At 67.1% G+C, this 23,607-nt stretch carries 27 protein-coding genes and 1 tRNA gene; 18 read left to right on the plus strand and 10 right to left on the minus strand.

The features are described 5' to 3' along the window. The first annotated feature begins 4 nt into the window (after positions 1-4). Positions 5-421 (plus strand): nucleoside-diphosphate kinase, encoded by a 417-nt coding sequence (ndk, locus tag ACLQ2Q_RS11105; protein ID WP_425820493.1) that lies wholly within the window; start codon positions 5-7, stop codon positions 419-421. 67 nt (positions 422-488) lie between these two features. On the opposite strand, the gene ACLQ2Q_RS11110 is transcribed toward ndk, so the two are convergent. Next, positions 489-1,085 (minus strand): vitamin K epoxide reductase family protein, encoded by a 597-nt coding sequence (locus ACLQ2Q_RS11110; protein ID WP_425820494.1) that lies wholly within the window; start codon positions 1,083-1,085, stop codon positions 489-491. Between the two features lie 289 nt (positions 1,086-1,374). Between ACLQ2Q_RS11110 and ACLQ2Q_RS11115 the strand changes: the two genes are divergently transcribed. After that, a complete protein-coding gene (locus ACLQ2Q_RS11115; protein WP_425820495.1) occupies positions 1,375-3,810 on the plus strand; it encodes an Rne/Rng family ribonuclease in 2,436 nt (811 codons plus the stop codon). A 1-nt stretch (position 3,811) separates the two neighbouring features. On the opposite strand, the gene ACLQ2Q_RS11120 is transcribed toward ACLQ2Q_RS11115, so the two are convergent. Continuing rightward, complete coding sequence (locus ACLQ2Q_RS11120; RefSeq protein ID WP_425820496.1) at positions 3,812-4,087, minus strand: DUF4031 domain-containing protein; 276 nt, start codon at positions 4,085-4,087, stop codon at positions 3,812-3,814. A 266-nt stretch (positions 4,088-4,353) separates the two neighbouring features. Between ACLQ2Q_RS11120 and rplU the strand changes: the two genes are divergently transcribed. From rplU to rsfS, 9 genes are all read left to right on the plus strand, one after another. Then, positions 4,354-4,662, plus strand: a complete 309-nt coding sequence (rplU, locus tag ACLQ2Q_RS11125) for a 50S ribosomal protein L21 (protein ID WP_425820497.1) — start codon at positions 4,354-4,356, stop codon at positions 4,660-4,662. 19 nt (positions 4,663-4,681) lie between these two features. After that, positions 4,682-4,945, plus strand: a complete 264-nt coding sequence (gene rpmA / locus ACLQ2Q_RS11130) for a 50S ribosomal protein L27 (RefSeq protein ID WP_425820498.1) — start codon at positions 4,682-4,684, stop codon at positions 4,943-4,945. Positions 4,946-5,035: 90 nt separating this feature from the next. Continuing rightward, a complete protein-coding gene (gene obgE / locus ACLQ2Q_RS11135) occupies positions 5,036-6,538 on the plus strand; it encodes a GTPase ObgE (protein WP_425820499.1) in 1,503 nt (500 codons plus the stop codon). After that, on the plus strand, positions 6,535-7,362 hold the full coding sequence (proB, locus tag ACLQ2Q_RS11140) for a glutamate 5-kinase (protein WP_425820500.1): 828 nt from the start codon (positions 6,535-6,537) through the stop codon (positions 7,360-7,362). Before obgE ends, proB begins: the two co-directional genes overlap by 4 nt. 32 nt (positions 7,363-7,394) lie before the next feature. After that, on the plus strand, positions 7,395-8,678 hold the full coding sequence (locus ACLQ2Q_RS11145) for a glutamate-5-semialdehyde dehydrogenase (protein WP_425820588.1): 1,284 nt from the start codon (positions 7,395-7,397) through the stop codon (positions 8,676-8,678). Between the two features lie 64 nt (positions 8,679-8,742). Further along, positions 8,743-8,967 carry a hypothetical protein gene (locus tag ACLQ2Q_RS11150; protein WP_425820501.1) on the plus strand — a complete coding sequence of 75 codons (225 nt, stop codon included), beginning with the start codon at positions 8,743-8,745 and terminating at the stop codon, positions 8,965-8,967. A 9-nt stretch (positions 8,968-8,976) separates the two neighbouring features. After that, a complete protein-coding gene (gene nadD / locus ACLQ2Q_RS11155) occupies positions 8,977-9,576 on the plus strand; it encodes a nicotinate-nucleotide adenylyltransferase (protein WP_425820502.1) in 600 nt (199 codons plus the stop codon). After that, complete coding sequence (locus ACLQ2Q_RS11160; protein WP_425820503.1) at positions 9,573-10,805, plus strand: hypothetical protein; 1,233 nt, start codon at positions 9,573-9,575, stop codon at positions 10,803-10,805. The genes nadD and ACLQ2Q_RS11160 overlap by 4 nt, the downstream gene beginning before the upstream one ends. Continuing rightward, positions 10,802-11,191, plus strand: coding sequence for a ribosome silencing factor (gene rsfS / locus ACLQ2Q_RS11165; RefSeq protein ID WP_425820504.1), 390 nt, complete (start codon positions 10,802-10,804; stop codon positions 11,189-11,191). Before ACLQ2Q_RS11160 ends, rsfS begins: the two co-directional genes overlap by 4 nt. Before the next feature lie 28 nt (positions 11,192-11,219). On the opposite strand, the gene ACLQ2Q_RS11170 is transcribed toward rsfS, so the two are convergent. Further along, positions 11,220-11,651, minus strand: a complete 432-nt coding sequence (locus ACLQ2Q_RS11170) for a VOC family protein (protein ID WP_425820505.1) — start codon at positions 11,649-11,651, stop codon at positions 11,220-11,222. A 125-nt stretch (positions 11,652-11,776) separates the two neighbouring features. On the opposite strand from ACLQ2Q_RS11170, the gene ACLQ2Q_RS11175 reads away from it, so the two are divergent. The 3 genes from ACLQ2Q_RS11175 (at position 11,777) to ACLQ2Q_RS11185 (ending at position 13,511) form a co-directional block, all read left to right on the plus strand. Next, positions 11,777-11,852, plus strand: a tRNA-Ala gene (locus tag ACLQ2Q_RS11175). Positions 11,853-12,009: 157 nt separating this feature from the next. Beyond that, on the plus strand, positions 12,010-12,243 hold the full coding sequence (locus tag ACLQ2Q_RS11180) for a helix-turn-helix transcriptional regulator (RefSeq protein ID WP_425820506.1): 234 nt from the start codon (positions 12,010-12,012) through the stop codon (positions 12,241-12,243). 71 nt (positions 12,244-12,314) lie between these two features. Beyond that, a complete protein-coding gene (locus ACLQ2Q_RS11185) occupies positions 12,315-13,511 on the plus strand; it encodes a site-specific integrase (RefSeq protein ID WP_425820507.1) in 1,197 nt (398 codons plus the stop codon). A gap of 3 nt (positions 13,512-13,514) precedes the next feature. Here ACLQ2Q_RS11185 and ACLQ2Q_RS11190 read toward each other — a convergent pair whose 3' ends face one another. Beyond that, positions 13,515-13,805, minus strand: coding sequence for a hypothetical protein (locus ACLQ2Q_RS11190; protein ID WP_425820508.1), 291 nt, complete (start codon positions 13,803-13,805; stop codon positions 13,515-13,517). A gap of 94 nt (positions 13,806-13,899) precedes the next feature. Between ACLQ2Q_RS11190 and ACLQ2Q_RS11195 the strand changes: the two genes are divergently transcribed. The 3 genes from ACLQ2Q_RS11195 to ACLQ2Q_RS11205 all read left to right on the plus strand — a co-directional run bounded on the left by ACLQ2Q_RS11195 (position 13,900) and on the right by ACLQ2Q_RS11205 (position 16,107). After that, positions 13,900-14,172 carry a hypothetical protein gene (locus tag ACLQ2Q_RS11195; protein WP_425820509.1) on the plus strand — a complete coding sequence of 91 codons (273 nt, stop codon included), beginning with the start codon at positions 13,900-13,902 and terminating at the stop codon, positions 14,170-14,172. Next, positions 14,169-15,140 carry a hypothetical protein gene (locus ACLQ2Q_RS11200; protein ID WP_425820510.1) on the plus strand — a complete coding sequence of 324 codons (972 nt, stop codon included), beginning with the start codon at positions 14,169-14,171 and terminating at the stop codon, positions 15,138-15,140. Before ACLQ2Q_RS11195 ends, ACLQ2Q_RS11200 begins: the two co-directional genes overlap by 4 nt. Before the next feature lie 196 nt (positions 15,141-15,336). Beyond that, complete coding sequence (locus ACLQ2Q_RS11205; RefSeq protein WP_425820511.1) at positions 15,337-16,107, plus strand: class I SAM-dependent methyltransferase; 771 nt, start codon at positions 15,337-15,339, stop codon at positions 16,105-16,107. A gap of 310 nt (positions 16,108-16,417) precedes the next feature. Here the strand turns inward: ACLQ2Q_RS11205 and ACLQ2Q_RS11210 are convergent, their stop codons facing one another. The 3 genes from ACLQ2Q_RS11210 to ACLQ2Q_RS11220 form a co-directional block, all read right to left on the minus strand. Then, positions 16,418-17,344, minus strand: a complete 927-nt coding sequence (locus ACLQ2Q_RS11210) for a HEPN domain-containing protein (protein WP_425820512.1) — start codon at positions 17,342-17,344, stop codon at positions 16,418-16,420. Positions 17,345-17,346: 2 nt separating this feature from the next. Then, positions 17,347-18,633 (minus strand): DUF262 domain-containing protein, encoded by a 1,287-nt coding sequence (locus ACLQ2Q_RS11215; protein ID WP_425820513.1) that lies wholly within the window; start codon positions 18,631-18,633, stop codon positions 17,347-17,349. A gap of 277 nt (positions 18,634-18,910) precedes the next feature. Then, positions 18,911-19,159 carry a hypothetical protein gene (locus tag ACLQ2Q_RS11220; protein ID WP_425820514.1) on the minus strand — a complete coding sequence of 83 codons (249 nt, stop codon included), beginning with the start codon at positions 19,157-19,159 and terminating at the stop codon, positions 18,911-18,913. A gap of 669 nt (positions 19,160-19,828) precedes the next feature. Between ACLQ2Q_RS11220 and ACLQ2Q_RS11225 the strand changes: the two genes are divergently transcribed. Further along, positions 19,829-20,731, plus strand: a complete 903-nt coding sequence (locus ACLQ2Q_RS11225) for a hypothetical protein (RefSeq protein WP_425820515.1) — start codon at positions 19,829-19,831, stop codon at positions 20,729-20,731. Positions 20,732-21,307: 576 nt separating this feature from the next. Here ACLQ2Q_RS11225 and ACLQ2Q_RS11230 read toward each other — a convergent pair. The 3 genes from ACLQ2Q_RS11230 to ACLQ2Q_RS11240 form a co-directional block, all read right to left on the minus strand. Next, positions 21,308-22,291 carry a hypothetical protein gene (locus tag ACLQ2Q_RS11230; protein ID WP_425820516.1) on the minus strand — a complete coding sequence of 328 codons (984 nt, stop codon included), beginning with the start codon at positions 22,289-22,291 and terminating at the stop codon, positions 21,308-21,310. A 294-nt stretch (positions 22,292-22,585) separates the two neighbouring features. Next, the gene (locus ACLQ2Q_RS11235) at positions 22,586-23,155 is read right to left on the minus strand and encodes a hypothetical protein (RefSeq protein WP_425820517.1); all 570 of its coding nucleotides are present in this window, start codon (positions 23,153-23,155) and stop codon (positions 22,586-22,588) included. Positions 23,156-23,164: 9 nt separating this feature from the next. Further along, positions 23,165-23,593 (minus strand): single-stranded DNA-binding protein, encoded by a 429-nt coding sequence (locus tag ACLQ2Q_RS11240; protein WP_425820518.1) that lies wholly within the window; start codon positions 23,591-23,593, stop codon positions 23,165-23,167. Positions 23,594-23,607 lie beyond the last annotated feature (14 nt).

Raw genomic sequence — 23,607 nt, forward strand, 5'->3', positions numbered from 1 at the left:
GACAATGGCCACTGAAGAGACCCTCGTCCTCGTCAAGCCCGACGGCGTCGCGCGCGGCCTGACGGGCGCGATCCTTGCCCGCGTCGAGGCGAAGGGGTACTCGCTCGTCGACATCCGCCTCGCCGAGCCCGACCGCGACGTGCTCGAGCGGCACTACGCCGAGCACGAGGGCAAGCCGTTCTACGAGCCGCTGCTCGAGTTCATGATGTCGGGACCCTCCGTCGCGATCCGGCTCGCGGGCAACCGCGTCATCGAAGGATTCCGCTCGCTCGCCGGCACGACCGACCCGACCACCGCGGCGCCCGGCACGATCCGCGGCGACTTCGGCCGCGACTGGGGCCTCAAGGTGCAGCAGAACCTCGTGCACGGCAGCGACAGCACCGAGTCTGCGGAGCGCGAGCTCGACATCTGGTTCCCGTAGCTCGAGCGGCACATTCCTGCACGCGCTGCGTCGATTCGCGACGCGTCGACAGGAAAGTGCAGCGCAGCTAGAACAGGTTGCCGATCACGTCGAGGCGGAGCTGCGCGAGGACCGCGATGACCGCGTAGCTGAGCACCGCGAAGAGCGGCACCCATCCCATGAGGTGATCGGCGCGCCGTCGCACCGCGGCGGAAACCGGCACTGCTCCGTTGCGCAGCACGTGCAGCGTGACCGCGTAGACGGTGGGGATGGTCACGAGCCACGTCACCATGCACCAGGGGCACAGTGTGCCCAGCACGAAGATGCTCTGCGTGATGAGCCAGATCACGAAGACGAGGGCGAGCACCATCCCGGCCTCGAAGAGCAGCCAGAACCACCGCGCGAAGCGCGCGCCGGCGAGGATGGCGACCCCGACGACGATCGGGGCGATCCACGCCGACAGGCCCAGGATCGGATTCGGGAATCCGAACAGCTCGCCCTGCCACGACTCGAGGTTGGCCCGGCACTGCACCAGGATGCTGAAGTCGCAGCCCAGCGCCGCATCCGGATCGGCCAGCAGCTGAAACCGTTCGAGCGTCAGCTGGAACGCCGCCCACCACCCGATTGCGCCGGCGACGATCAGCCAGACGGCGAGGGCGGTCGGGCGGGTGCGCTGTTCCGGCATGCTCGGATTATGGCATCGCCTTCCGGGACGAAGCCGCGCGCACCACGGGTGGCGGGCACCGCATGCGTGGCGGAAACACGCGATCCCATGGTTTAGTGCGATAATGGCTGTCGATGCATCCGCGGCCGCGCCGCGAACCGCATCGCAGAAGACTTCGGGGCGACGAATGCCCCGCGACCAGAGCCAGGAGCCGGTCGCAGACCGAGTGAGTTCGCGGCACCGCAGGTGCGGCACCGCCTGAGATTTCGCCGGGTGACGCGCGGATGTCGCCCCGCAGGGAGTGCCAGTGATGGCTGATGAGAGCAATGACACCCTTGACCGCCACGAGAACAACGCAGATCAAGGCACGCAGCCGGCGGTAGAGACGCCGGATCCAGCGGGAGCGGCCGAAGCCGGTGAGCCCGATGCCACGGCACCCTCACCGGCTCCAGAGCCCACGCAGGAGCCCCTCGAAGGCCCCGACGTCGAGCTGCCCACGGGCGAGCCCGAGCCGTCCGACGCCGGAGGAGACGCCCCCGGCACCGAAGCGGAATGGCTTCCCGAGCCGCTGGAAGGCCCGGACGTGGAGCTGCCCACCGGCGGCGAGCCCGATGCCGACGCCGAACCGGATGCCGAGCCCGACCCCGAGCCCGGCCCTGTCACGGCGGTGAGCCTCGGCCTGCTCCCGGAGGTCTTCGTCTCTCAGGTCTCCACGCAGCTCCTGTTCTACGCACCCGAGATCGCCCCGCTGCCCGAACGAGCGCCGCAGGATGACCGGGATGACGTCGAGGAGCAGACCCCGTCATCCGCCCGCCGCCGCAGCCGTCGCCGAGGCGACACGCGTGACGACGACGTGCAGACCGACGCGGCTGCCCCGGCCGAGCGCCCAGCGCGCGAGCCGCGCACCCGCCAGCGCGCGGTGGAGTACATCACCGAGCCGCAGCGCATCAAGGGCTCCACTCGCCTGGAGGCGAAGAAGCAGCGCCGCCGCGACGGTCGCGAGGCCGGACGCCGCCGTCCCGTCGTCACCGAGGCCGAGTTCCTTGCGCGCCGCGAGGCCGTCGACCGCGAGATGATCGTCCGCTCGAAGAACGGGCGCATCCAGATCGCCGTGCTCGAGGACAAGGTGCTCGTCGAGCACTACGTCGCACGCAACCAGGATGCCTCGCTCATCGGAAACGTGTATCTCGGCCGCGTGCAGAACGTGCTGCCGAGCATGGAGGCGGCCTTCGTCGACATCGGCCGCGGCCGCAACGCTGTGCTGTACTCCGGTGAGGTCGACTGGGATGCCGTCGAGACCGGGAACCAGCCTCGTCGCATCGAGCTGGCCCTCAAGTCGGGCGACCGCGTGCTCGTGCAGGTCACCAAGGATCCGGTGGGCCACAAGGGCGCCCGCCTGACGAGTCAGATCTCGCTGCCCGGTCGCTACCTCGTGTACGTACCAGCCGGCTCGATGAACGGCATCTCCCGCAAGCTTCCCGACACCGAGCGGGCACGCCTGAAGCGGATCCTCAAGGAGGTGCTCCCGGAATCGGCCGGCGTCATCGTGCGCACCGCAGCCGAAGGCGCCACCGAGGAGCAGCTGACGCTCGACGTGCAGCGGCTCACCGGCCAGTGGCAGCACATCAGCGAGCAGCTCGAGACCATTCAGGCACCGGCGCTCCTGCACTCGGAGCCCGATCTGCTGGTGAAGATCGTCCGCGACGTCTTCAACGAGGACTTCACCCGGATGCTGATCCAGGGGGATGACGCACAGCACACGATCGAGAGCTACCTGCGAGGCGTCGCGCCGGACCTGCTGGAGCGCGTCGAGCGCTACGACAGCGACGCGGATCCGTTCGACGAATTCCGGGTCACCGAGCAGATCGAGAAGGCGCTGGACCGCAAGGTGTGGCTGCCCTCCGGCGGTTCGCTCGTGATCGACCGCACCGAGGCCATGACGGTCGTCGACGTCAACACCGGCAAGTTCGTCGGCACCGGCGGCAACCTCGAAGAGACCGTCACCAAGAACAACCTCGAGGCGGCGGAAGAGATCGTCCGCCAGTTGCGACTGCGCGACATCGGCGGCATCATCGTCGTCGACTTCATCGACATGGTGCTCGAGTCCAACCGCGACCTCGTGCTGCGCCGACTCGTGGAGTGCCTCAGCCGCGACCGCACCAAGCACCAGGTGGCCGAGGTCACCTCGCTCGGGCTCGTGCAGATGACGCGCAAGAAGCTCGGGCTGGGACTGCTCGAGACCTTCAGCGAGCCCTGCGACGTGTGCGCGGGCCGCGGCGTTGTGGTGCACCACGATCCCGTCGTCCGGCACCGCTCGGCGGCGCCGCAGAACGGGACGTCGGCCCGTCGCCCCGCCCGCGGAGGTTCGACCTCCTCGGGCAACGGCGCATCGGGTGGCACCCACATGATCACCGAGGGCATGAAGTCCGCGCTCGCGCAGATCGCCGCGTCGACCATCGCCGCCCCGCACCCGGAGCCGGATGTCGTGACCGTGGCCCCGGACGTGGCCGCGCCCGAGGCACCCGCGGCCCTGGAGCAGGAGCCCGCCGAGCGGCCGAAGAAGGCACGCAAGAAGCGCCAGCCGGCCGACCGCGCCCCGAAGACGGAGGCCGACCAGCTGCTGGACTCGGTGCTCAAGGCCCTGCCGGAGCCGAAGGCGCCCGGCCAGGGGCGGTCGCGACGCCGCGTGACGACGGCGGCGCTCAGCGGCACACCCGTGGTGCACGCTCCCCAGGGGGAGGAGTAGGTCAGCGGCCGTCGCGGCGCTCGCGCGCCGTCACGCGCAGTCCTGAGGCGATGAGGGCGCGCACGAGCTCGTGCGCGCTCACCGGCCGCGCCCCGGCGGCGACCAGCCGCCCGAGCGCTTCGACGGGAACGTCGTAGTGATCGCGATCGAATCCGCGGCGGGGGATGCCGTTCGCCTCGGCGAACGCGTGCAGCTCGTCGAGATGCGAGTCGCTGATCAGGTGGGCCCACAGCCGGCCGTGCGCCGGCCACATCGCCTGGTCCACGAGGATCGTCACGCGATGATCCTATGCGCGGCGAGAGAGTGGGAGTCCGCCGTGAATGCGGTCGCGGGGGCGACACGCACAGCGCTCGCTTTGCGACATTGCGCGAGCGTCAGGTAAAGTAGTCCTTTGGTGCGTCTTGTGGCGCCGCATGGTCGTCAGCCCCCGGGCCTCGACCGTGCAGAGCCACGACAAGAGCGTTGCTTCCGCACCCTTGCATCCGCAAGCAAAGACTTCCGTGATATCCGGAGCCCCGTGCTCCCCAACGAAACAGGTGTGAAGTGGTTTACGCAGTTGTGCGCGCCGGTGGCCGCCAGGAAAAGGTCGAGGTCGGCACGATCGTGACCCTCGACCGCCAGAAGGCCAAGCAGGGCGAGAACATCGTGCTCCCCGCCGTGCTCCTGGTCGACGGTGACGATGTCACCACCGACGCCGACAAGCTCGCGAAGGTGACCGTGACCGCCGAGGTGCTCGGCGAGCTGCGCGGCCCGAAGATCGTCATCCAGAAGTTCAAGAACAAGACCGGCTACAAGAAGCGCCAGGGACACCGTCAGGACCTCACGCGCGTCAAGGTCACCGGCATCAAGTAAGCACGGAAGAGACTCAGACATGGCACACAAAAAGGGCGCAAGCTCCACCCGTAACGGTCGCGACTCCAACTCCCAGCGTCTGGGCGTGAAGCGCTTCGGCGGCCAGAAGGTCAACGCCGGCGAGATCCTGGTCCGCCAGCGCGGCACGCACTTCCACCCCGGCGCCAACGTCGGTCGCGGTGGCGACGACACGCTCTTCGCCCTCGAGGCCGGTGCCGTCGAGTTCGGTCGCAAGGGCGGCCGCAAGGTCGTCAACATCGTCGCCGCTGTCGGCGCCGAGTAATCACTCGTACACAGCACTCGAACGGGGCGGGCTTCGGCCCGTCCCGTTCTGCTTTTTCCACAACTTCAACCCGCTAGGGGGCAGGCACACATGGTCACATTCGTCGACGAGGTGACGCTCCACCTCCGCGCGGGCAAGGGTGGCAACGGCTGCGTGTCGGTCAAGCGCGAGAAGTTCAAGCCGCTCGCCGGACCCGACGGCGGCAACGGCGGACACGGCGGCGACGTCGTCCTGGTCGCGGACCCCCAGGTGACGACGCTGCTGTCGTACCACCACTCGCCGCATCGCGCGGGAGGCAACGGCGGCTTCGGCATGGGCGATCACCGCTCCGGCGCGCAGGGCGAGTCGCTCGAGCTCCCCGTACCGGTCGGCACCGTGGTGAAGGATGTCGACGGCACGACGCTCGTGGACATGATCGAACCCGGCATGCGGTTCGTCGCCGCTCCCGGCGGCATCGGCGGGCTCGGCAATGCCGCACTCGCCTCGCCCAAGCGCAAAGCCCCCGGATTCGCTCTGCTCGGCACGCCCGGCTGGGAGGGCGACCTCGTCCTCGAGCTGAAGACCGTCGCGGACGTGGCCCTCGTCGGCTTCCCATCGGCAGGCAAGTCGAGCCTCATCGCGGCCATCTCCGCCGCACGTCCGAAGATCGCGGACTACCCCTTCACGACCCTGCACCCCAACCTCGGCGTGGTGCAGTCCGGCGACATCCGCTTCACCGTCGCCGACGTGCCGGGTCTCATCGAGGGCGCGAGCGAGGGCCGTGGGCTCGGCCTGGAGTTCCTCCGTCACGTCGAGCGCTGCACGGCGCTCGTGCATGTGCTCGACTGCGCGACCCTCGACCCCGGTCGCGACCCCCTCAGCGACCTCGACGTCATCCTCGCGGAGCTCGCCGCCTACCCTGTGCCCGAGGGGCAGACGCCGCTGCTCGAGCGGCCGCAGCTCATCGCGCTGAATAAGATCGATGTGCCGGAAGCGAAGGACCTCGCCGAGATGGTGCGGCCGGAGCTCGAGGCCCGCGGTTACCGCGTGTTCGAGATCTCGACGGTCGCGCACAAGGGTCTTCGCGAGCTCACCTTCGCCCTCGGCGGCATCATCGAAGAGCACCGTGCCGCGCTGGCCGCGACGCCCGCGCCTGAGAAGATCGTGATCCGCCCGCGCGGCGCCCAGAAGGAGTTCACCGTCCGCGTCGAGGGCGGAACGTACGGGAACATCTACCGCGTGCTCGGCGAGAAGCCGGTGCGATGGGTGCAGCAGACGGACTTCACGAACGACGAAGCGGTGGGCTACCTCGCCGATCGCCTCGAGCGCCTCGGCGTCGAGGACGAGCTGTACCGCTCGGGTGCCACCCCCGGTTCGACGGTCGTCATCGGCGAGGGAGATGGGGTCATCTTCGACTGGGAGCCCACGGTGTCCTCGGCCGCGGAGCTCATCTCCGCCCCCCGCGGCACCGACCCGCGTCTGTACGAAGGCGGCCGCAGGACGACGACGCAGCGCCGCGAGACCTATCACGACCGCATGGACGCCAAGGCCGAGGCCCGCGCCGAACTCGAGACCCAGCGGCTGGCCCGCAGGGACGAGGAGGGCGAGGAGTGACCGCAGTCGCACGAGCCGACGTCCGCGCCGCCCGGCGTGTCGTGGTGAAGGTGGGATCCTCCTCGATCAGCGGGGACGGCGCATGGCGCATCGGCCTCATCGTCGACGCGCTGGCGGCAGCTCACGCCCGCGGCACGGAGGTCATCCTGGTCTCATCCGGTGCGATCGCGACCGGGATGCCGTACCTCGCACTCGACGCCAGACCCAGCGATCTCGCGACCCAGCAGGCTGCCGCGGCCGTGGGGCAGAACGTGCTGATCTACCGCTATCAGGACTCGCTCGATCGATTCGGAATCGTCGCCGGCCAGGTGCTCCTCACCGCCGGCGACCTCGAGAACCCGACGCACCGCAACAACGCGCAGCGTGCGATGGAGAGACTGCTCGGCCTCCGCATCCTGCCCATCGTCAACGAGAACGACACCGTGGCCACGCACGAGATCCGCTTCGGCGACAACGACCGGCTGGCGGCGCTCGTCGCGCACCTCATCTCCGCGGACGTGCTCATCCTGCTGAGCGACATCGAGTCGCTCTACACCCGCCCACCGCAGGACCCGGGTGCGGAGCCCATCGACACCATCGCGCACGATGACGATCTACGAGGACTGGAGTTCGGGTCGGTCGTGGTGAACAGCGTCGGCACCGGGGGAGCGGCGACCAAGGTGTCCGCGGCACGCCTCGCCGCGGCATCCGGAATCGGAGTGCTTGTCACGAGCGCCGATCTCGTGCGCGAGGCACTCGAAGGCGCACCCATCGGCACCTGGTTCGAGCCTCGGCCCGACACGGCTGCGCCCATGACAGGGCCCCTGGATACACTGAAACGGTGACTCTTTCCGCAGTCGAGACCGCCGTGGGCGGCGTGCCGGTCCCCGGCGCACCCGCCTCTGCCATCCAGATCGACGACGTGCACGCTCGCCTGGTGCGCGCCAAGGACGCCTCGCGCGCAACGGCCCGGCTGACCAGCGACGACAAGGCGAGCGCCCTCGAAGCGATTGCGAAGGCGCTGGTGGATGCCGCGGACGAGATCATCCGCGCCAACGGGCAGGACATCGAGCGGGGCCGTGCCGACGGCATCGGCGAATCGCTGATCGATCGGCTGCGGCTGGATTCGAAGCGCGTCACCGCCCTCGCCGATGCCGTGCGGCAGATCGCCGCGCTTCCCGATCCGGTCGGCCAGGTCGTCGGCGGCCACCGGATGCCCAACGGCGTGGGGCTCGAGCAGGTGCGCGTGCCGTTCGGGGTGGTCGGCGCGATCTACGAGGCGCGGCCCAACGTCACGGTCGACATCGCGGCGCTCGCCCTCCGCTCGGGCAACGCCGTGGTGCTGCGAGGCGGCAGCGCCGCCAAGGAGTCGAACAGCGTGCTCGTGCGCGTCATGCGCGATGCGCTGGATGCCGCCGGCGTGACCCCCGAGGCGATCCAGTCCGTCGACGACTTCGGGCGCGAGGGCGCCCGTGCCCTGATGCAGGCGCGCGGCCTGGTCGACGTGCTCGTCCCCCGCGGCAGCGCCTCGCTCATCGAGACGGTCGTCACCGAGTCCAGCGTGCCCGTGATCGAGACGGGCGCCGGCAACGTGCACATCGTGCTCGATGAGTCCGCCCCCCTGGACTGGGCGCGCGACATCGTGGTGAATGCCAAGGTGCAGCGCCCGAGCGTGTGCAACGCCGTCGAGACGGTTCTGGTGCTGCGCCCGGCAGCGGAGCGCCTCGTGCCCGTCGTGGTTCCCGCGCTGCAGGCGGAGGGCGTCACGGTGCACGGCGACGAGACCGTGGCCTCGCTCACGTCCGACGTCGTCGCGGCGACCGAGGAGGACTGGGCGACCGAGTACCTGAGCCTCGACATCGCCGTGCGCGTCGTCGATTCCCTGGATGATGCGCTCGCGCACATCCGCCGGTACTCCACCGGTCACACCGAGTCGATCGTCACCACCGACACCCGCAACGCGGAACGATTCCTCGCCGAAGTGGACTCCGCGGTCGTCATGGCCAACGCGTCGACGCGCTTCACCGACGGGGGCGAGTTCGGCTTCGGCGCCGAGGTCGGGATCTCGACCCAGAAGCTGCACGCGCGCGGTCCGATGGGCCTCGGCGAGCTGACCAGCACCAAGTGGCTCGCGCGCGGTTCCGGACAAGTGCGCGGCTAACCCATAAACTGGACCAGCCGGTCTCTCGACCACCCGACCCAAGACCACTCGAAAGGGAGTACGGATGTCTCTCGCCACACTTCTCGTGCAGGCCGCCGCTGAGTCGGAGAAGCACGGAAACGTCGCGCTCGAGACCGTCGGTTATGGGATCGTCGCCCTCCTGGTCTTCGGCGCCCTTGCCCTCGTCACCCTGTCGTACCGCAACGTGGCGAACCGCCACGCCGGAAAGTCCGCGGCCTTCGCCGCCGCCCACGGCAAAGAGGAGCACGGGACGGGGCAGGGCCACTAGGGCGACTGAATGACAGACGCCACGCGGCCCTTGCGGATCGGGGTGATGGGCGGGACCTTCGATCCCATCCACCACGGACACCTCGTAGCCGCGAGCGAGGTCGCGCAGTGGTTCGACCTCGACGAGGTGGTCTTCGTCCCCACCGGTCGCCCGTGGCAGAAGCACGAGGTCACCTCCACCGAGCACCGGTATCTGATGACCGTGATCGCCACGGCATCCAATCCTCGTTTCACCGTGAGCCGCGTGGACATCGACCGAGCCGGTCCCACCTACACGATCGACACGCTCCGTGATCTCAAGGCGCAGCGCCCGGATGCGGAGCTCTTCTTCATCACCGGCGCAGACGCCGTAGCGCAAATCCTCAGTTGGAGGGACCATGATGAGTTGTGGAACCTCGCTCATTTCGTCGCGGTGTCGCGTCCAGGGCACGTGCTCAGCATCGCGGGCCTGCCCAGCGATGACGTGAGTCAACTCGAGGTTCCCGCACTCTCGATCTCCTCGACGGACTGCAGGGATCGCGTGCGCAAGGGACATCCCGTCTGGTATCTCGTTCCCGACGGGGTGGTCCAGTACATCGGAAAGCATCATCTGTATCGGAGCAAGGCATGAGCACACCCGAGCAGCCTGGCGAGCCTCAGCTGACCCGCAAGCAGTTGCGTGAGATTCGAATGACAGGCGCCACGCCGATCATCGGCCCGGACACCGTGATCCCCGGCACCGCCAAGGCGCCGGTCGAGCAGCCGGTGAAGACGATGGAACGCGAGCCGGCCGAGAGCGAGCCGGTGGAGAGCCCGCCCGCCGAGAGCGAGCGGGTGGACAGCGAGCAGGTCGAGAGCGCGACCGGCGAGAGCGAGCACACCGCCGGGCCTGCCCCGCGGCCGGCGCCGAGTGTGCACTTCGCCCGCCCCGCCGAGCCGGCGGTCGTGTCTGCGGTGCCGATCGCCGATGCGAACGTCGACCTCGGGGTCGCGCCGCTCACCCGGCGCCAGGCACGCCAGCAGGAGCGCATCCGCACCGCCTCCGTGTCGGTCATCACGCCCGACGCGATGGCGGCGCATGCGGCCGCGGCGGCCGGAGCGGTCGAGCAGGAGCGCGCCGATGAACTCGCGGCGTCGGGGGAGCCGCACCCGGTGTCCGAGCCGTCATGGGCTCCCAGACCCGCCGGGGTCGCCGAGCCCGCTGAGGATCCCGAGCACGCCGATACTCCCGAGCCCGCCGCCGAAGAACTGTCCGGGGACGCACTTCCAGCGGCATCCGATGACGACCGGCACGACGAGCTGGTGGCGGAAGAGTACGCCGATGGCGACTCCGCTTCGGCCGAGCCGGATGCCGAACGGCCGGTGCTGCGGCCCGGCTTCGGTTCGGAACTGCTCGCCGGCGCTGAGCCCGTCGCACTGCCCCCGTCGTTCGACCAGCTGATCGCCCGCAGTGCGACCTCCACGGGCGCGCAGTCGACCTCGAACGCGCTGATCCTCTCCCAGGCGCCGTCGCACTCCCCGATCGTCGGGCCCGTCACCGCGACCGGCGAGGTGCTCATCACCGGCTCGATGTCGCTGCCGGAGGGTCTCGGCTCTACCGGGCACGCCGCCGGCACCGCCGATGGCAAGGAGACGGATGCGGTTCTCTTCGATCGCGAGATCCCGGCCTCGTCGTCGCCGACCCCGATCGCCGCGAGCGCCGCGATCAGCACCGTCAAGGGTGCTCAGGAGATCATTCGACCGCCGGCACCCGAGAAGGGCAGCCGGCTCATGCTCACGTTGGCGATCACGGCGGGCGCACTGGCGCTCGCCCTCGTCGGGGTGCTGATTCTTGCTTTTGTGACAGGAGCTTTGCGATGACCGCCACCCCCCAGGCCGTAGAGATGCTGCAGATCGCGGCACGCGCCGCAGACGCCAAGGGCGGGGAGGATCTCATCGGGCTCGACGTCTCCGGCCCTCTGCCGCTGGTCGACATCTTCCTGCTCGTCACCGGGCGCAACGAGCGCAACGTCGGTGCGATCGCCGACGAGATCGAGGAGAAGCTGCTCGAGGCTGGGCACCGGCGCGTACGCCGCGAGGGCCGGCAGGAGGGACGCTGGGTGCTGCTGGACTTCGGCGATCTCGTCGCCCACGTCTTCCACGAGCAGGAGCGCGTCTACTACTCGCTGGAGCGCCTCTGGAAGGACTGCCCTGTCGTGCCGATCGAGCTGCCGGCACGCACCGCGGCAGACCCCCGCGCGGTCTGAGCGCCGAGCCGCGGAGCCCCAGCTCCGCCTACTGAAGGCAGAACTCGTTGCCCTCGGGGTCTCGCAGCTGCCAGTAGCGCTCGGGCCACGGACCCCACGATTGGTCGACGAGCCGCACGACCTGTGCGCCGAGCGCGACCAGTCGGTCCTTCTCGGCATCCAGCTGCTCGGCCGTGGTGCCGACGCCCGCGGCCGGGTTCACGGACACGTCGAGATGCAGCCGGTTGCGCCCCTGCTTGGGCCCGTCGGCGTGGTGGAAGAAGAGACGCGGTCCCTTGCCTTCGGGGTCCTCGGCGAGCGCACGCGCCCCGAGGTCCGCTTCGGTCAGCCCCGCATCCAGCAGCTGCTGCTTCATCGGGTCTTCCCACTCGAGCTTCGGATAGCCGAAGACGTCTGACCAGAAGTGGGCGAGCGCCTGCGGATCCTGCGCGTAGAACACGATGTTGCCGAGGACGGCCATGGTGCCTCCATTCGTCGTGCATCAGACAGTAGGGCGACTCTCCGACATCCGGCGCCGGTTCGTCGCACCGCACGCGATGTAGTAATCTAGTGGGGTTGCCCCGGCCGAGCCGGGAAAGCAAATCTGGGCCTGTGGCGCAGCTGGTAGCGCACCTGCATGGCATGCAGGGGGTCAGGGGTTCGAGTCCCCTCAGGTCCACCAAAACTCCCGGTGATGTCCCAAATCTTCACTCCCTGATCAGGGAGCTTGAATGTTTGTTAGTCGTTTACTGGACACTTCGCCGAGTCGCCGAAGTGCGCTCTCGGACCTTCTCGAAGTATCTGGAACGTACGCGGTGAGGCCCGCGCACCTTCGCTATATGGACGCTGTTGGCACCTCCGAGCCAGGACACGGGAACTACGTCTCGTTGGCCGAGCTTGCGGACGAGTTGAAGGTCTCCGTCCAGACGATCTACGACCTGCGCAGCAAGGGCCGCGGACCCCGTGGATTCCGCGTCGGCACGCAGTTGAGATTTCGCAAGAGCGAGATCGACGCATGGGTGCACCGAATGGAGCTGGCCGACCAGCAGCGACACAGCGGCGGAGTGTTGTGAACGGGGGGCGGCCGCGCACCCTGATCGGCTCATACGGAACCATCAGTGTCAGCAGGCGAGGATCGTCGTACGTGGCGTTGGCGCGCATTCGCGACGCAGACGGGCGCCTGCGCAGAGTGACGGGTGCTGCACGTACGGAGTCGGCCGCTCGAGCCCGTTTGAAGGAGCGCCTGCTGGACAGGCCGGGCTTCGGGGCGGGAGGCCTGCTCGATTTCAGCAGCTCCTTCCGTGACCTCGCTGATCTGTGGCTCGAGGATCTGGAGATGCGCGAGCTGTCGGATGGGACGAAGAAGAACTACCGCGATGATCTCCGCCTCCGCGTGCGGCCGCAGTTCGAGCATTTCTCGCTCGGTGAGATCACCACGGGCCGCGTGGAGTGGTTCCTCCGCGCTGAGAGGGCCGTGTCGTTCTCTCGAGCGCACCACTCGCGGACGATTCTCAATCAACTCTTCGGTTTTGCTCTTCGGCACGACGCGATCCCGCGGAATCCGGTGCAGGGAACGAGCCCACTGCGCCGGCCGAAGGGCGAGCGTCAGGCGTTGACCGTCGAGCAGATCGATGCGATCCGCGATGCCGCGGGTCGCTGGCGGACCGGACCCGACGTCAAGGGACCCAAGCCCGACGGGCAGGTGCGCGACATCATCGAAGTGCTCCTCGGCACCGCACTGCGCATCGGCGAGTGCCTCGCTCTCCGCGTGTGCGATGTCGAGGACCGTTCCAGCGGGATGACGATCTCGGTGACGGGGACGGTCGTGTTGCGCACCGGCAGCGGTGCCGTCCGTCAAGACCACCCGAAGACCGAGCACTCTATCCGCCGAATCGCGGTCCCCGACTTCGCTGCGGACGTCGTTCGAGCACGGCTCGCCGGCACCCTGACTACCGACCCGGAACGGACCATCTTCGCCAATCGTGCGGGCAAACCACTTAGCCCGTTCAATGTGCGGCGTACCTTCCGAGCGTTCCTCGAGTTGGCAGATCTTGCGGGGGAGGGGATCACGTTGCGCTGGTATCGGCGGACCGGTGCAACGGTCATCGCGCGTGGGGCGAGCGCCGACGCTGCCGCCACCTTCCTCGGCCACGGATCGACCGCGATCACAGAAGGGCACTACATCGAGCCCGACCGCAGCGTGGATCGGGGGCCGGCAGGAATCCTCGAACGGACCCTACGCCGCGTGAACCCCGATACCTCGCTACTCTCGACCGACGACGGAGCGGGCGATGATCCGGCGCTCGACTTCCTCGACGAGGAAGACATCGAAGCGGCCTAGCAGCTATTCGATCGGTTGACCTCGCTCGTTCGTGCCCCAACTCGCGATCGGTCCGCCGTTCGGGCCGTGGTTCCGCAGGAACTCGCCGTGAACCCGCTCGCAGGCGAGGCGGAGAGTTGTTGACCAGCCGATGACCTCGCCCTGAAAGCTGGCACGGTAACGGACGTCGTTGACGTTCAGTCGGCGGATCTCGATGGTGCCGTACACGCGGTCGTACGCGTCCACCAAGGTCCACGTGCCCGTCGGACCTTCCTGCGTTGCGAGGAGCGGGTGCCATCGGCTCGGTTCGACCATGGAGCCTCCTCGTCCGGCCGAACATGCAAGACAGTAGACCGACCAGCCGACATCGCTGTGCCAACTGTGGGCGGTGGGCGCGCACCTTCCTGGCATGAGTGATCGTGAACGCGCTGACGCTGTCCTTGAGCACGTGGCTGTGCTCGCGTTCCTGTACTACCCCGGCATCGAGGTGGATGATCCGCGCTACAGGCTCGCCGACGACATCGAATGGTGTCTCGCGCGGCTGGGCGATGTGTCCGACGTCGAGCGCGAACGGATGCGTGCGCTTGTCGCAAGAGCGATCACCGACCCCACCGCGACGCGCGAGGAGTTGTTCACCGCGCTCGTTTCGCTCGACGGCGTGCTCATGGTGGATCCGATATGAGTGACGCACAGCCGAGCGACGACGACGAGCGTGCTGCGCGCCTGGCCGCACAGCGGAAGGCATGGAACGAGGCCCACCCGACGTACTACGCCGAGTACCGCGAGCGGAACCGCGAGGACATCCGCCGCAAGAACCGCGAACGCGAACGTGATCGTGCTCAACGCGAGCGGGAGGAGAAGGCGCGGCGTCAGAAGGGGATCGATCGCGCGAAGGCCTGGGCCAAGGAACACCCGGAGGAACGCCAGCAGGCGCGCGAGCGGTACAAGCAGAAGCACCCGGAGACTTACAAGTGGGCGCAGCGCGACTACTACCACCGCAATCGCGACGCGATCGCTGAGCGCCGGCGGGCACGTGAGGCTTCTGACCCAAAGAAGGCGAACGAGGCGCGACGCCGCGCGGTCGACCGTGCGCGGGCTGCCGGCCGCGACCCTGCATGGTCGCCCACTCCTGACCAACGCGCGACCTATCGTGAGCGGGAGAACAAAGCAAGGCGGCTCCAGCGTCGCCGCGCGCGTGCCGGACTGCCCGAGCGGCAGCTTCACCGAGTACTAGCGCCGGAGCGACGCCACAACGATGCCTCGGCCGACGCCTTCTTCGCGCAGAAGCGCAGCGGTGAGGACATCGCCCGAATCAGAGCTCAGGACGAGCCGACTCCTCCGGATCTGGTGCACGCGTTGCAGGAGCGTTCGGAGAACCGACGTGTCGTGCGCGAGATCCTTGCGATCGCCGAGGAGTACTTCGCCGATCATGAAGTCGAGTTGCGGGCGCGAGTCGCCGAGGTGTCTCGAGCGCGTTTCCGCGGCGGGATGCTGCCCCTCGACGTGTACACGGAGCCGCGCCGTCACGCTCTCGAGTTCGCGAGCCGTGGCTACGTTCGCGCCAACGTCGCCTCCCCGACGTCATCGCTGCCGGTCTTTCGCTGGCTCACGACCGAGATCGCCCAACGGCAACCCGACATCACGCTTTGATCGATCCCTGTGCGGGCAGCTCGCTATAGCCCGACCGTCCCCGTCAGCCGCCGGGCGCGGATGGGCGGTGCTGGTCGGCGTGGATTCGTGGTGCGCCGTACTATTCGCGCATACCGATCTTGGGAGGATGCTTCCGCTGCCTGCACTGATCGGGCGGGCCCTTCCACCGATGGGTCGGGGGACGTACGGTGTGCGCATGGGATTCGAGGGCGCAGCGGTCGATTACGACCGCTTCATGGGTCGCTATTCCGAGCTGTTGAGCTCCCCATTTTCGAATTTCGCGGGTGTCCAGCAGGGTCAGCGCGTGCTCGATGTGGGGTGCGGGCCCGGGGCGCTGACAGCTGAGCTCGTCGCTCGACTGGGAGCGGCGGCGGTCACCGGAGTCGAGCCCTCAGCGTCGTACTCAGCGGCGGCGCGGGAGCGCTTTCCGGGAGCACGGATCGAGATGGCGGCTGCGGGCGATCTTCCCTTCGAAGATGCCGAGTTCGACGTCGCGCTGGCGCAACTGGTGGTCCACTTCATGAGCGACCCGGTGCACGACCTTCGGGAAGTGGCGCGTGTGGTCCGCCCCGGCGGCGTCGTTGCAGCGTGCGTATGGGACCACGCCGGGGGTACCAGCCCGCTTAGTCAATTCTGGAAGGTGCTCAGCACGGTCGATCCGGACGCGCCGTCCGAATCCGAGCGCCCGGGTACTCGACGGGGACAGCTCGGCCGCTACCTGGCTGCGGCCGGGCTCCATGAGATCGCCGAGACCGTGTTGACGGTGCGCGTGCTCCATCCGACTTTCGAAGACTGGTGGCAACCCTACGTGCGCGGCGTGGGTCCGGTCGGGGCGTACATCGCATCGCTTGACGACGCGGGACGGCTGCGGTTGGAACACACGCTTCGGTTCGAGATGCCGCCCGCCCCGTTCGAAGTTACGGGGTCAGCGTGGACAGCACGGGGAACCGTGCCCGCGCAGCCGTAGAGCCGCAACGCAGGATGCTCCTGCAAGCGGGACACCGAAGTCTCTGGAGAGCGCAGAGCCCATCCTCCCGAGGGTCAACGGCGTAACCACGGATGTGCAACTGCCGATCCCTCTGCGTGCAGGTTGACCGATCTTCGCTCGTTGGCTGTCTCATTACGCCGGACGACGGGCGCGACAGCGCGCGGCTTTGCGAAGAGTACGCCCTACCGCCCAAGCTGCGTCACGCGTAGATGCCGCAGATTTCCATCCGTCGATTGACGCCCACGTCCTTGAAAACGTTGAGAGGGTGCGGCCGCTCAGGAGTCCGTGCTCAGAAGCAATGAAAAACTGCGCAGCGCTCGATCGAACGAGAAAAGGTGATGGCTACGCGCTCGTCACCGGCCGTTGCCTTCTCTATGCCTATCGACTCCGTTTGCATGGAGGCGACTCTGGCTGCACGTACTTCACCGGAGTCACTGATCACGAGTGCGTGTTGCATCACCGATACGTCCTCGTGAAGAACTGCGAAGGCTGCTGTCATGTCGGAGAGGGCAGGCGCGTCAGGATCGATATCGCCGAAACGGCGCATAACGTGAGCCGGAAAGGCTCGGGCACAGGCGACCTGCAAACAGAGATAGATGCGGCGTACGAATTCCGAGATGGCATCGATCCATTCGACCATGAGGTCCGCCGACAATGTCGCAGCCGGAAGATCGCCATGCGCCAGATCGTTGCGCTCACCGACCAGACGATCGACAAACGATTCGAGCGTCTCAGTGGACGATCCATACGGCTCTCGCATCCACACCATGTCCGCATCTTCAGCGCCGACTCGCCGTAGCCACTCGCGGACGTTCTGCACCCAGCCGTTCTTCTCGATGCGGAGCAGGACGGACACCGAGGCCCAATCTGAACCGAATGCACGGCTCAAGAAGTCTTCCGGATCGATATCCTGTCCCCGGCTCGGAACTCGTTGGGAAAACGCCTCGCTCGCACGGCGGACCACACGCTCAGCGTGCGCCCGACGAATGTCGTCAGGAAGGTCGGCAGGGGTCGGCGCGAATTGCCCTAGGTGACCGATCGTCGCTTCGCCGAGATTTCGAAGAGCGGCCTCATACGAGGCGTAAGCAAGCAAGATCCACGAAGCGTAAACGTCGCTGGTGAAACCTGCGGCGTTCTCGTGCGAATGATGCACGTAGCGTTGGTGACGTTCGAAGCGCGCCTGTGCGTCGCTATGGGCGGCTGTTAGAGACAGCATTGTCAGTCAATGAAGCTACGCAAGAATCCCTCGAAGAGGATTTCCCTGTCCATCAGGTCGGTGCGCGTCTGCCCTCGTAGGTTGAACTTCCGTGCGTTCTGCTCGTAGAACTCGTCGAGGTGATCGAGGATCGATTGTCGATTCGCGCGCAGCTTGTCGCTGGATGGCAGCAGTCGGGAGAGCACGTTGGTCAGGGCGTCGTATATCGAAAGCGACGGGACCGTTCGCCACTTCCGATTTGCCCTCCTTTGGAAGGCGTGATCCCCGAAGAGGTCGAGCGCCAGATTCATGGTCTCCTCGAACGTCACACGCAACTCGCTCAGTGTGTGCTCTTCGTATTTGTTCGCTGCCTTTAGGTACTCGTCGAGGTAGTCGCGCAAGTTGTCGCGGTAGAGCAACATGCGCTGCCGATTTGCGAAGAAACGCAGCACGAGCTCGACGTCAGCCATCTCGCGGTAGATCCTTGGCACCGGATCTACCTGCCCCCCGCTCTCAACCTCGAAGTCGAGCATCGACTCGTCAGGGATGATGACCTCTCCCGCGTCCATGAGCTCTTCGACGTTCTGTGGGATCCCCCACATAGCGCGGAGTGCAGGCCATGCCGAAAGCTCCTTGCAGAGTCGATTCATGGGACCGTCGTAGAGCGCGTTTCTCAGTTCCTGGTCAGTCAGCTTCACCCCGCCCGTGTTGATTCGCCCGAACACGAATCGCTTCAGCTGCTCCGGATCCTCATCCCCATGCGATGTTTCTCGCAGCAAGATGATGGAGGAAACGTAGCGTCGGTCGATCCCCGCTTTGATCCGCGATGGAAGGTCTGCGTATCGCCTGCCCTCCAACTCCTGCCAGTACTCGAGACCAGTCAGGGCGAAGGCGTCCTCGTAGAACTCCCGAACCGCGGTCATGCGCTGGAGACCATCCATCACCTCGTATTGATTGAAGTCCCATTCATAAAGGAAGACAGGGGGCACAGGCACGTTCATGATGAATGATTCGATGAGGCGGCTCTTCTGGGTGACATCCCATCGTCGACGCCTCTGATAGTCCGGGTCGAGCTTGTAGTTCTTTCCACTGAGCATGTTGCTGATTGAATCGAGCGGGTATCGACCCTGCTCAGTCACGATCCGAATCTCACCGCGCTCGTACTTGCGGTTGATTTCGTGGTCCGTGAGCGAAGGCGGTTCGACGGCTCCGCCCAGCCCCGCCTTGATGAACTCATCGGTGACGAGACCGGCGCGCTGTCTAGCGTTCAACTCGCGGCGCGTCTGCTCATCCAGATGATCGTCGTACACAGCAGGCTCCTCCGTTGAACTCCCTCTGGCTGACGCTATCGCTAAGGGGTCAGCAAGGCTGACATAGACAGGCAGTGTGCGAGCGGGGCTCGTCCCCTTGATCAAGAGTCAGCGGGACGGTCATCGATCCGTCGCCGGCGGGGTTGCAGCTCCGGTCGCCCGGATGCCGGTCGTGCGGCGGGCGCCACTCCAGGTGGTCAGCTCTCTCGATCAGCTTCGGGAGCCCCTCACTTGGATAGCCACTGTGTCCTAGATCGCTTGGTCAATTCGTGGAAGGTCAGGCTCCCGACGTGATGAGCGACCACCCTTCCTCGACCGAAGCGACCGCGATCTGCTCTGCCTTGCCGTCGGGCACGGTCGAGGTCACTGCCCAGATCTTCCTGCCCTTGCGCTTCACGTATCCCAACCGCTCATGAGTTGGCGTGTCCCGCTCGACGCTCCATATGGAGGCGCCATCTCCCATCGACTTCGTGATGCGGAAAGTGTGGCCGGTGCGGTCGTCGGTCCAGATGTCGTAGTGCGTCATGATGCCACCATAGGTCCGGCCGTCCTACAGGCCGGGCCTATGGTGGCGCGGCATCGCCGGCAGCAAGCCGGTCCTTCAGCGACGCAGATCCGCTTGCTGCCGAACCGGTGAATGTACAGAGGTGACGACGCCGCGGACATAGACACACTCCCTCAGAATCGGCCTGCATCGCGGACCAGCGGACAGCACGGATATCGCGACTTCATCTCAGCAGTCTTCACTAGGTGCGCCGTCAAGCTGCCGAGAGCGGCGAAATCGAGTTCCCACGGCACCGGCTCGCGGGTTCTCGCCTGCCCTCTGCTCGGGCACGGGTGTGCTCGAAAAGCGGTCCGCTATCGGGGGCAGCGAGCCGCCCATCGGGCGCTGTCGGGTGTCAATCAGTCGCCTACTCGCAAGCCGGTCCCCCAGCGGTCAACCGACCTTCTCCCGCACGCAAAGTGCCCGATGACCGGACCGGATCGGACTCGGGGATCGCCGATGATGTCGAGCTGACTCTCGCTACTGATGTTGGAGCTCAGGGCGACGACTCGGTCGAGGGCCGCGTGGGATATCCACCCCGTGGCAGCGAGCGAACTGTCTCATCGCCAAGTGAATCACCGTCTTGGCGACCTCAGGCTTCGTCAGGGTACCCCCCTTTCCGGGTGTTGTGCCCGGGCGGATAATCAGGGCATGGATGCGCCGCGAGGGTCGGCCGACTTCGAGGAATCGGACGAGTTGCAGCGCCTGCGACGACGCGCGTACGGACCGGATGCCGACATCGCGGGGGATGCGGCGGCTCAGGCTCGACTTTCCGAACTGGAAGCCGCCCAACGTCCAGAGCGGGCTCCCGTCGTCGGTACCGCCGCAGCGCTCCGAGCCCCGGTGTCGGAACGCGTCCCGGTCCCTGAGCGTCTCGAAGGGTCGCGCCCTTGGTCGACATCGTCGGCGCCGCCTGTCACCGGGGCGTCCGCCGAGCATGAGGCTCACGGAGGGTCGGTCACCGGGCAAGACCCCGCCGGGGTGCCGATCGCCGATTCTGGACCGATCGACGGAGCCCGCTCGGCACCGTGGTGGCGCCGTCGCCGCCTGCTGCCCTGGGTCATCGCCGCGGTGGCGGTGCTGGCCGCAGCCATCGGCACTGGTGTCTTCGTCGTCGATGAGCCGAACCAGCCCGAACCCACTCGCGCGTCATTGCGACCTCAAGAGGACGGGCGGCCGGTCGCACAACTCACTCCGCAGGGCCCACCCGAGAGTGCGTCCATCCCTGTCGACGATGAGGTCCCTGTGAGGTATGGCTTGACGGTCGCGGACTTCGTCTCGTACGGCTCGTACGGGCCGCTGCGGATATGGAGCACAACGAAGCTGGAGAATGAGCGATGCATCGCCGTGGTCAGGGGAAATCACATCTCGGTGTTCGAGTGCACGGCGCCTTCTGTGGACACCATCGCCGATTACAACCTCAACCTCGACGAGCTCCCACCCGCGCCGTCCGGTGAGCTGTCGCCATACGTCCGATTCGTGCTGCACGATGATGTGGTCGACGTGTACCGACCGACAACCGGGGGCGAGTTTTACGGCGGGGATTGCTGCTGACATGGTCGCAGACGGCGCCGACACGATCTATGACCCCGAGCATTGGGTGGTCGCTTTCGTACATTGACCCGCGCAGCTATATCGGTGCGGTTTCCAACGCCGGCCGCGTGCTCATCAAGACCGGCGGGCAATAAGAGACGTCGCGACCGCAGATGCTCTCGGCGCCCTCGCCGGCGGAATCGGAAATGCCGTCAAGGATCTCATCTTCGGACCGGGCGTGCTAGTTGAGGCCGCGAAGGGTGCTATCGCCACAGGAATCGGAGCTTCGGCGAAGAGCCCGCTGGCCTAATTCCGCCGACAGGACGATGGCCGGTGATGTCCCTGCCCGCGGGCAGGTCCTTCCACGGACGCCATGTGCCTAGGACTGGTGGAGCTCCTGTCAATGGCTCGCCCGTGGAGAGTCGCGAGTCCGTGTGCCGCGTACATCGGCAAGAGTCGTAGGAAAGGCAACGTGAGGCGGCAGCGGGCGCGGAGTCGCAGCCCCGACTTGTGCTTGCCGCTCGGCTTGTTCGCCGTCAGCCCGGGGCTGGCCCCCATGGCATCGCGCGCTGCCGGATCGGTGACACCGCGGCCCTGTTAGCCTTGCGACGCGCTCGGGTCGGCGGCCCTCTCGTACACGTAGACGTTGACCTGGTCGCCCTTCAGCGCGAACACGATGACACTGCCGACCGGCAGACCCTCGAACACTCCCGGGGGGTAGCAGCATCCGGAGCTTATCGGCAGCTCAGCGATGGGGTCCAGGCCTCTGGGGGAACACGCTTCGGCGCCAATCCCTTCCCTGAGACCCTGGCCGGGGTGAGCGACGAGTAGGCAGGTCGTGCCGTTGCGAGACTCTCCGCTCCAGACACGGAGGCCCCCCAAGTCCTCATAGCGCCGCATCGCATCGGCATTGAGTCCCAGCGCGGCGAGAGTGCCGTGGTTGTCCTTCGGCTTATCGGCGTCGGTACCGACCGACTCGAGTGCGAGCACGTAGCCCTGCGCAACCACGTAGTCCGATCGGCCCTCCAGATCGGGGACGGGAAACAGCTTCGCGGTGTCGGTCCGGGTTGGAGTGGCCTTATCAGAAAGCAACTGCGACACCCCCATGACGAGGGCGGCGTTCAGGGCGAGGGCAGCGATGAAGCCGCCGACGATCACGAACCAGCGGCGGCGTCGCCACCACGGTGCCGCAGAAGGTCCATTGACGGGGTCGGAATCGGCGGTCGACCGCTCGGCGGGGTCTGGCCCGGTCACCGACCCTCCGGCAGGCTCATCCGCGGCGAACGCCCCCTCGACAGGCTGCGTGACCGATGTCGAAGCAGAGCGCGGCCCTTCGACAGGCTCAGGGAGCGGGACGCCTTCAGCGACCGCGACGCGCTCGGGGACCGGGGTGGGGGCCGCTGCGACGGCAGCATCTACGCCGGGAGCCGGCCGTCCGCGATGGGCGCCTTCCAGTTCGAAAAGCCGCGCCTGCGCCGCTGCATCCCCGGCGATGTCGGCATCCGGTCCGTACGCGCGTCGACGCAGGCGTTGCAGCTCGTCCGCTTCCTCGAGCTCGACCGACCCCCGCGGGGCATCCATGGCCTCATTCTCCGCCCACGCAGGAGACCGGGAAAGGGGGCCACAGGACGAGCATGACAGCGCCAGGAACGGGGTTCACTTAGCGGTCGGCCGGCGGGCGAATGTTTGCGATGAGTCGGACTGGAGCGCGGCGCTGATTCGCGCGCGCCGTCCGAGTTCAACGCGACCGCAAGACCTGTGCGCTGGCCGGCACGTTCATCGTGGGCTTTGCGCGCATTGGCTGTCGTCATGCCGCATCGGTCACATGGTGGAGGACGACTGGGCCTTCGAGGCTCTCAAATGAGCCTTGAACGCTTACGCCGAGTGGCCAGCCTCTGCGGCTATGTACGCATCCTCGGCGGCCCGCCTGCGCGCGACGTCCTCGACGACGAACCTGCGGAAGTCGGCTCCGCGGTCCTCGATCGCGACCTCTTCCACTGACGGTGCCGGATCCTCCCCGGGCCATGCCGTCTGACGTGTCGCCCTGTCGCGGTCGAGCCGCGAACCACAAGCGGCGACCCAGTCGTGCAGGCGCTCTCGGGCCTCGGCGAAGTCCTGGTGCCAGCCGAGGGGAGCGGAGCCGTGCTGCTCGTTGTCGTAGGCGCAGAGCCAGTGCAGGTGCAGGGCAGAGAGCTCCCAGACAAGTTCGGAGTGTCGATGCCACAGCGGCGGGATTATCGACGGTCCGAGCCCGTAGGTGCGGCGTAGCCAGTTCACCCACCTGTCGAGTTCGACCCACTCGAATGCCGCTTGATCCGAGGTGAGCACGTTCCAGTTCACCGGGCGGGGCACGCCCGGCAGGCCATCCGCCTCGGCTTCAGGGCCGTCCGGCGTCGGGGGCTCGAAAGCGTAGCCGGGGAAATGGAGGGGCTCGTCGGCAGTCATCACGCGCGCTCAGAGGGCCACTGGTCGGACGGCTTGCTTCGCAGTCGACGGGGCGGATGCCGCCACCGGCGGAAGCGCGTTGCGCCGGCGTTGCAGGGTGTAGTTCGTGCGCGCGGAGTCGTGGCCGAGGCGCTTCGCGACGAACTCCTCGGTCTCGACTGTGTCGCCGTCGCGTTCCCGCGTCGAGGTGTGCGTGTATCCCTCGGCGATGAATACGTCGCCCTTGTTGAACATCGCGTAGGCCCGCTCCGCGTTGCGGCGAAACATCACGAGGTCGTGGTACGTGGTCTCGGTCTGGGTGAAGGTGCCGTCTTCATTGCGTTCGAAGTGCTCCTGCCCGATGCGCACCCAGAAGCGGGCTTCGCCTTTCGCGTTGAATGCGAGTTGAGGCTGCGACGCGATGAACCCGGAGAGGGACTGCTGGGTATGGATAGTCATCGGATGCTCCTACC

Origin of the sequence: Microbacterium sp. DT81.1, assembly GCF_049844955.1 — a bacterium.
GTDB lineage: Bacteria > Actinomycetota > Actinomycetes > Actinomycetales > Microbacteriaceae > Microbacterium.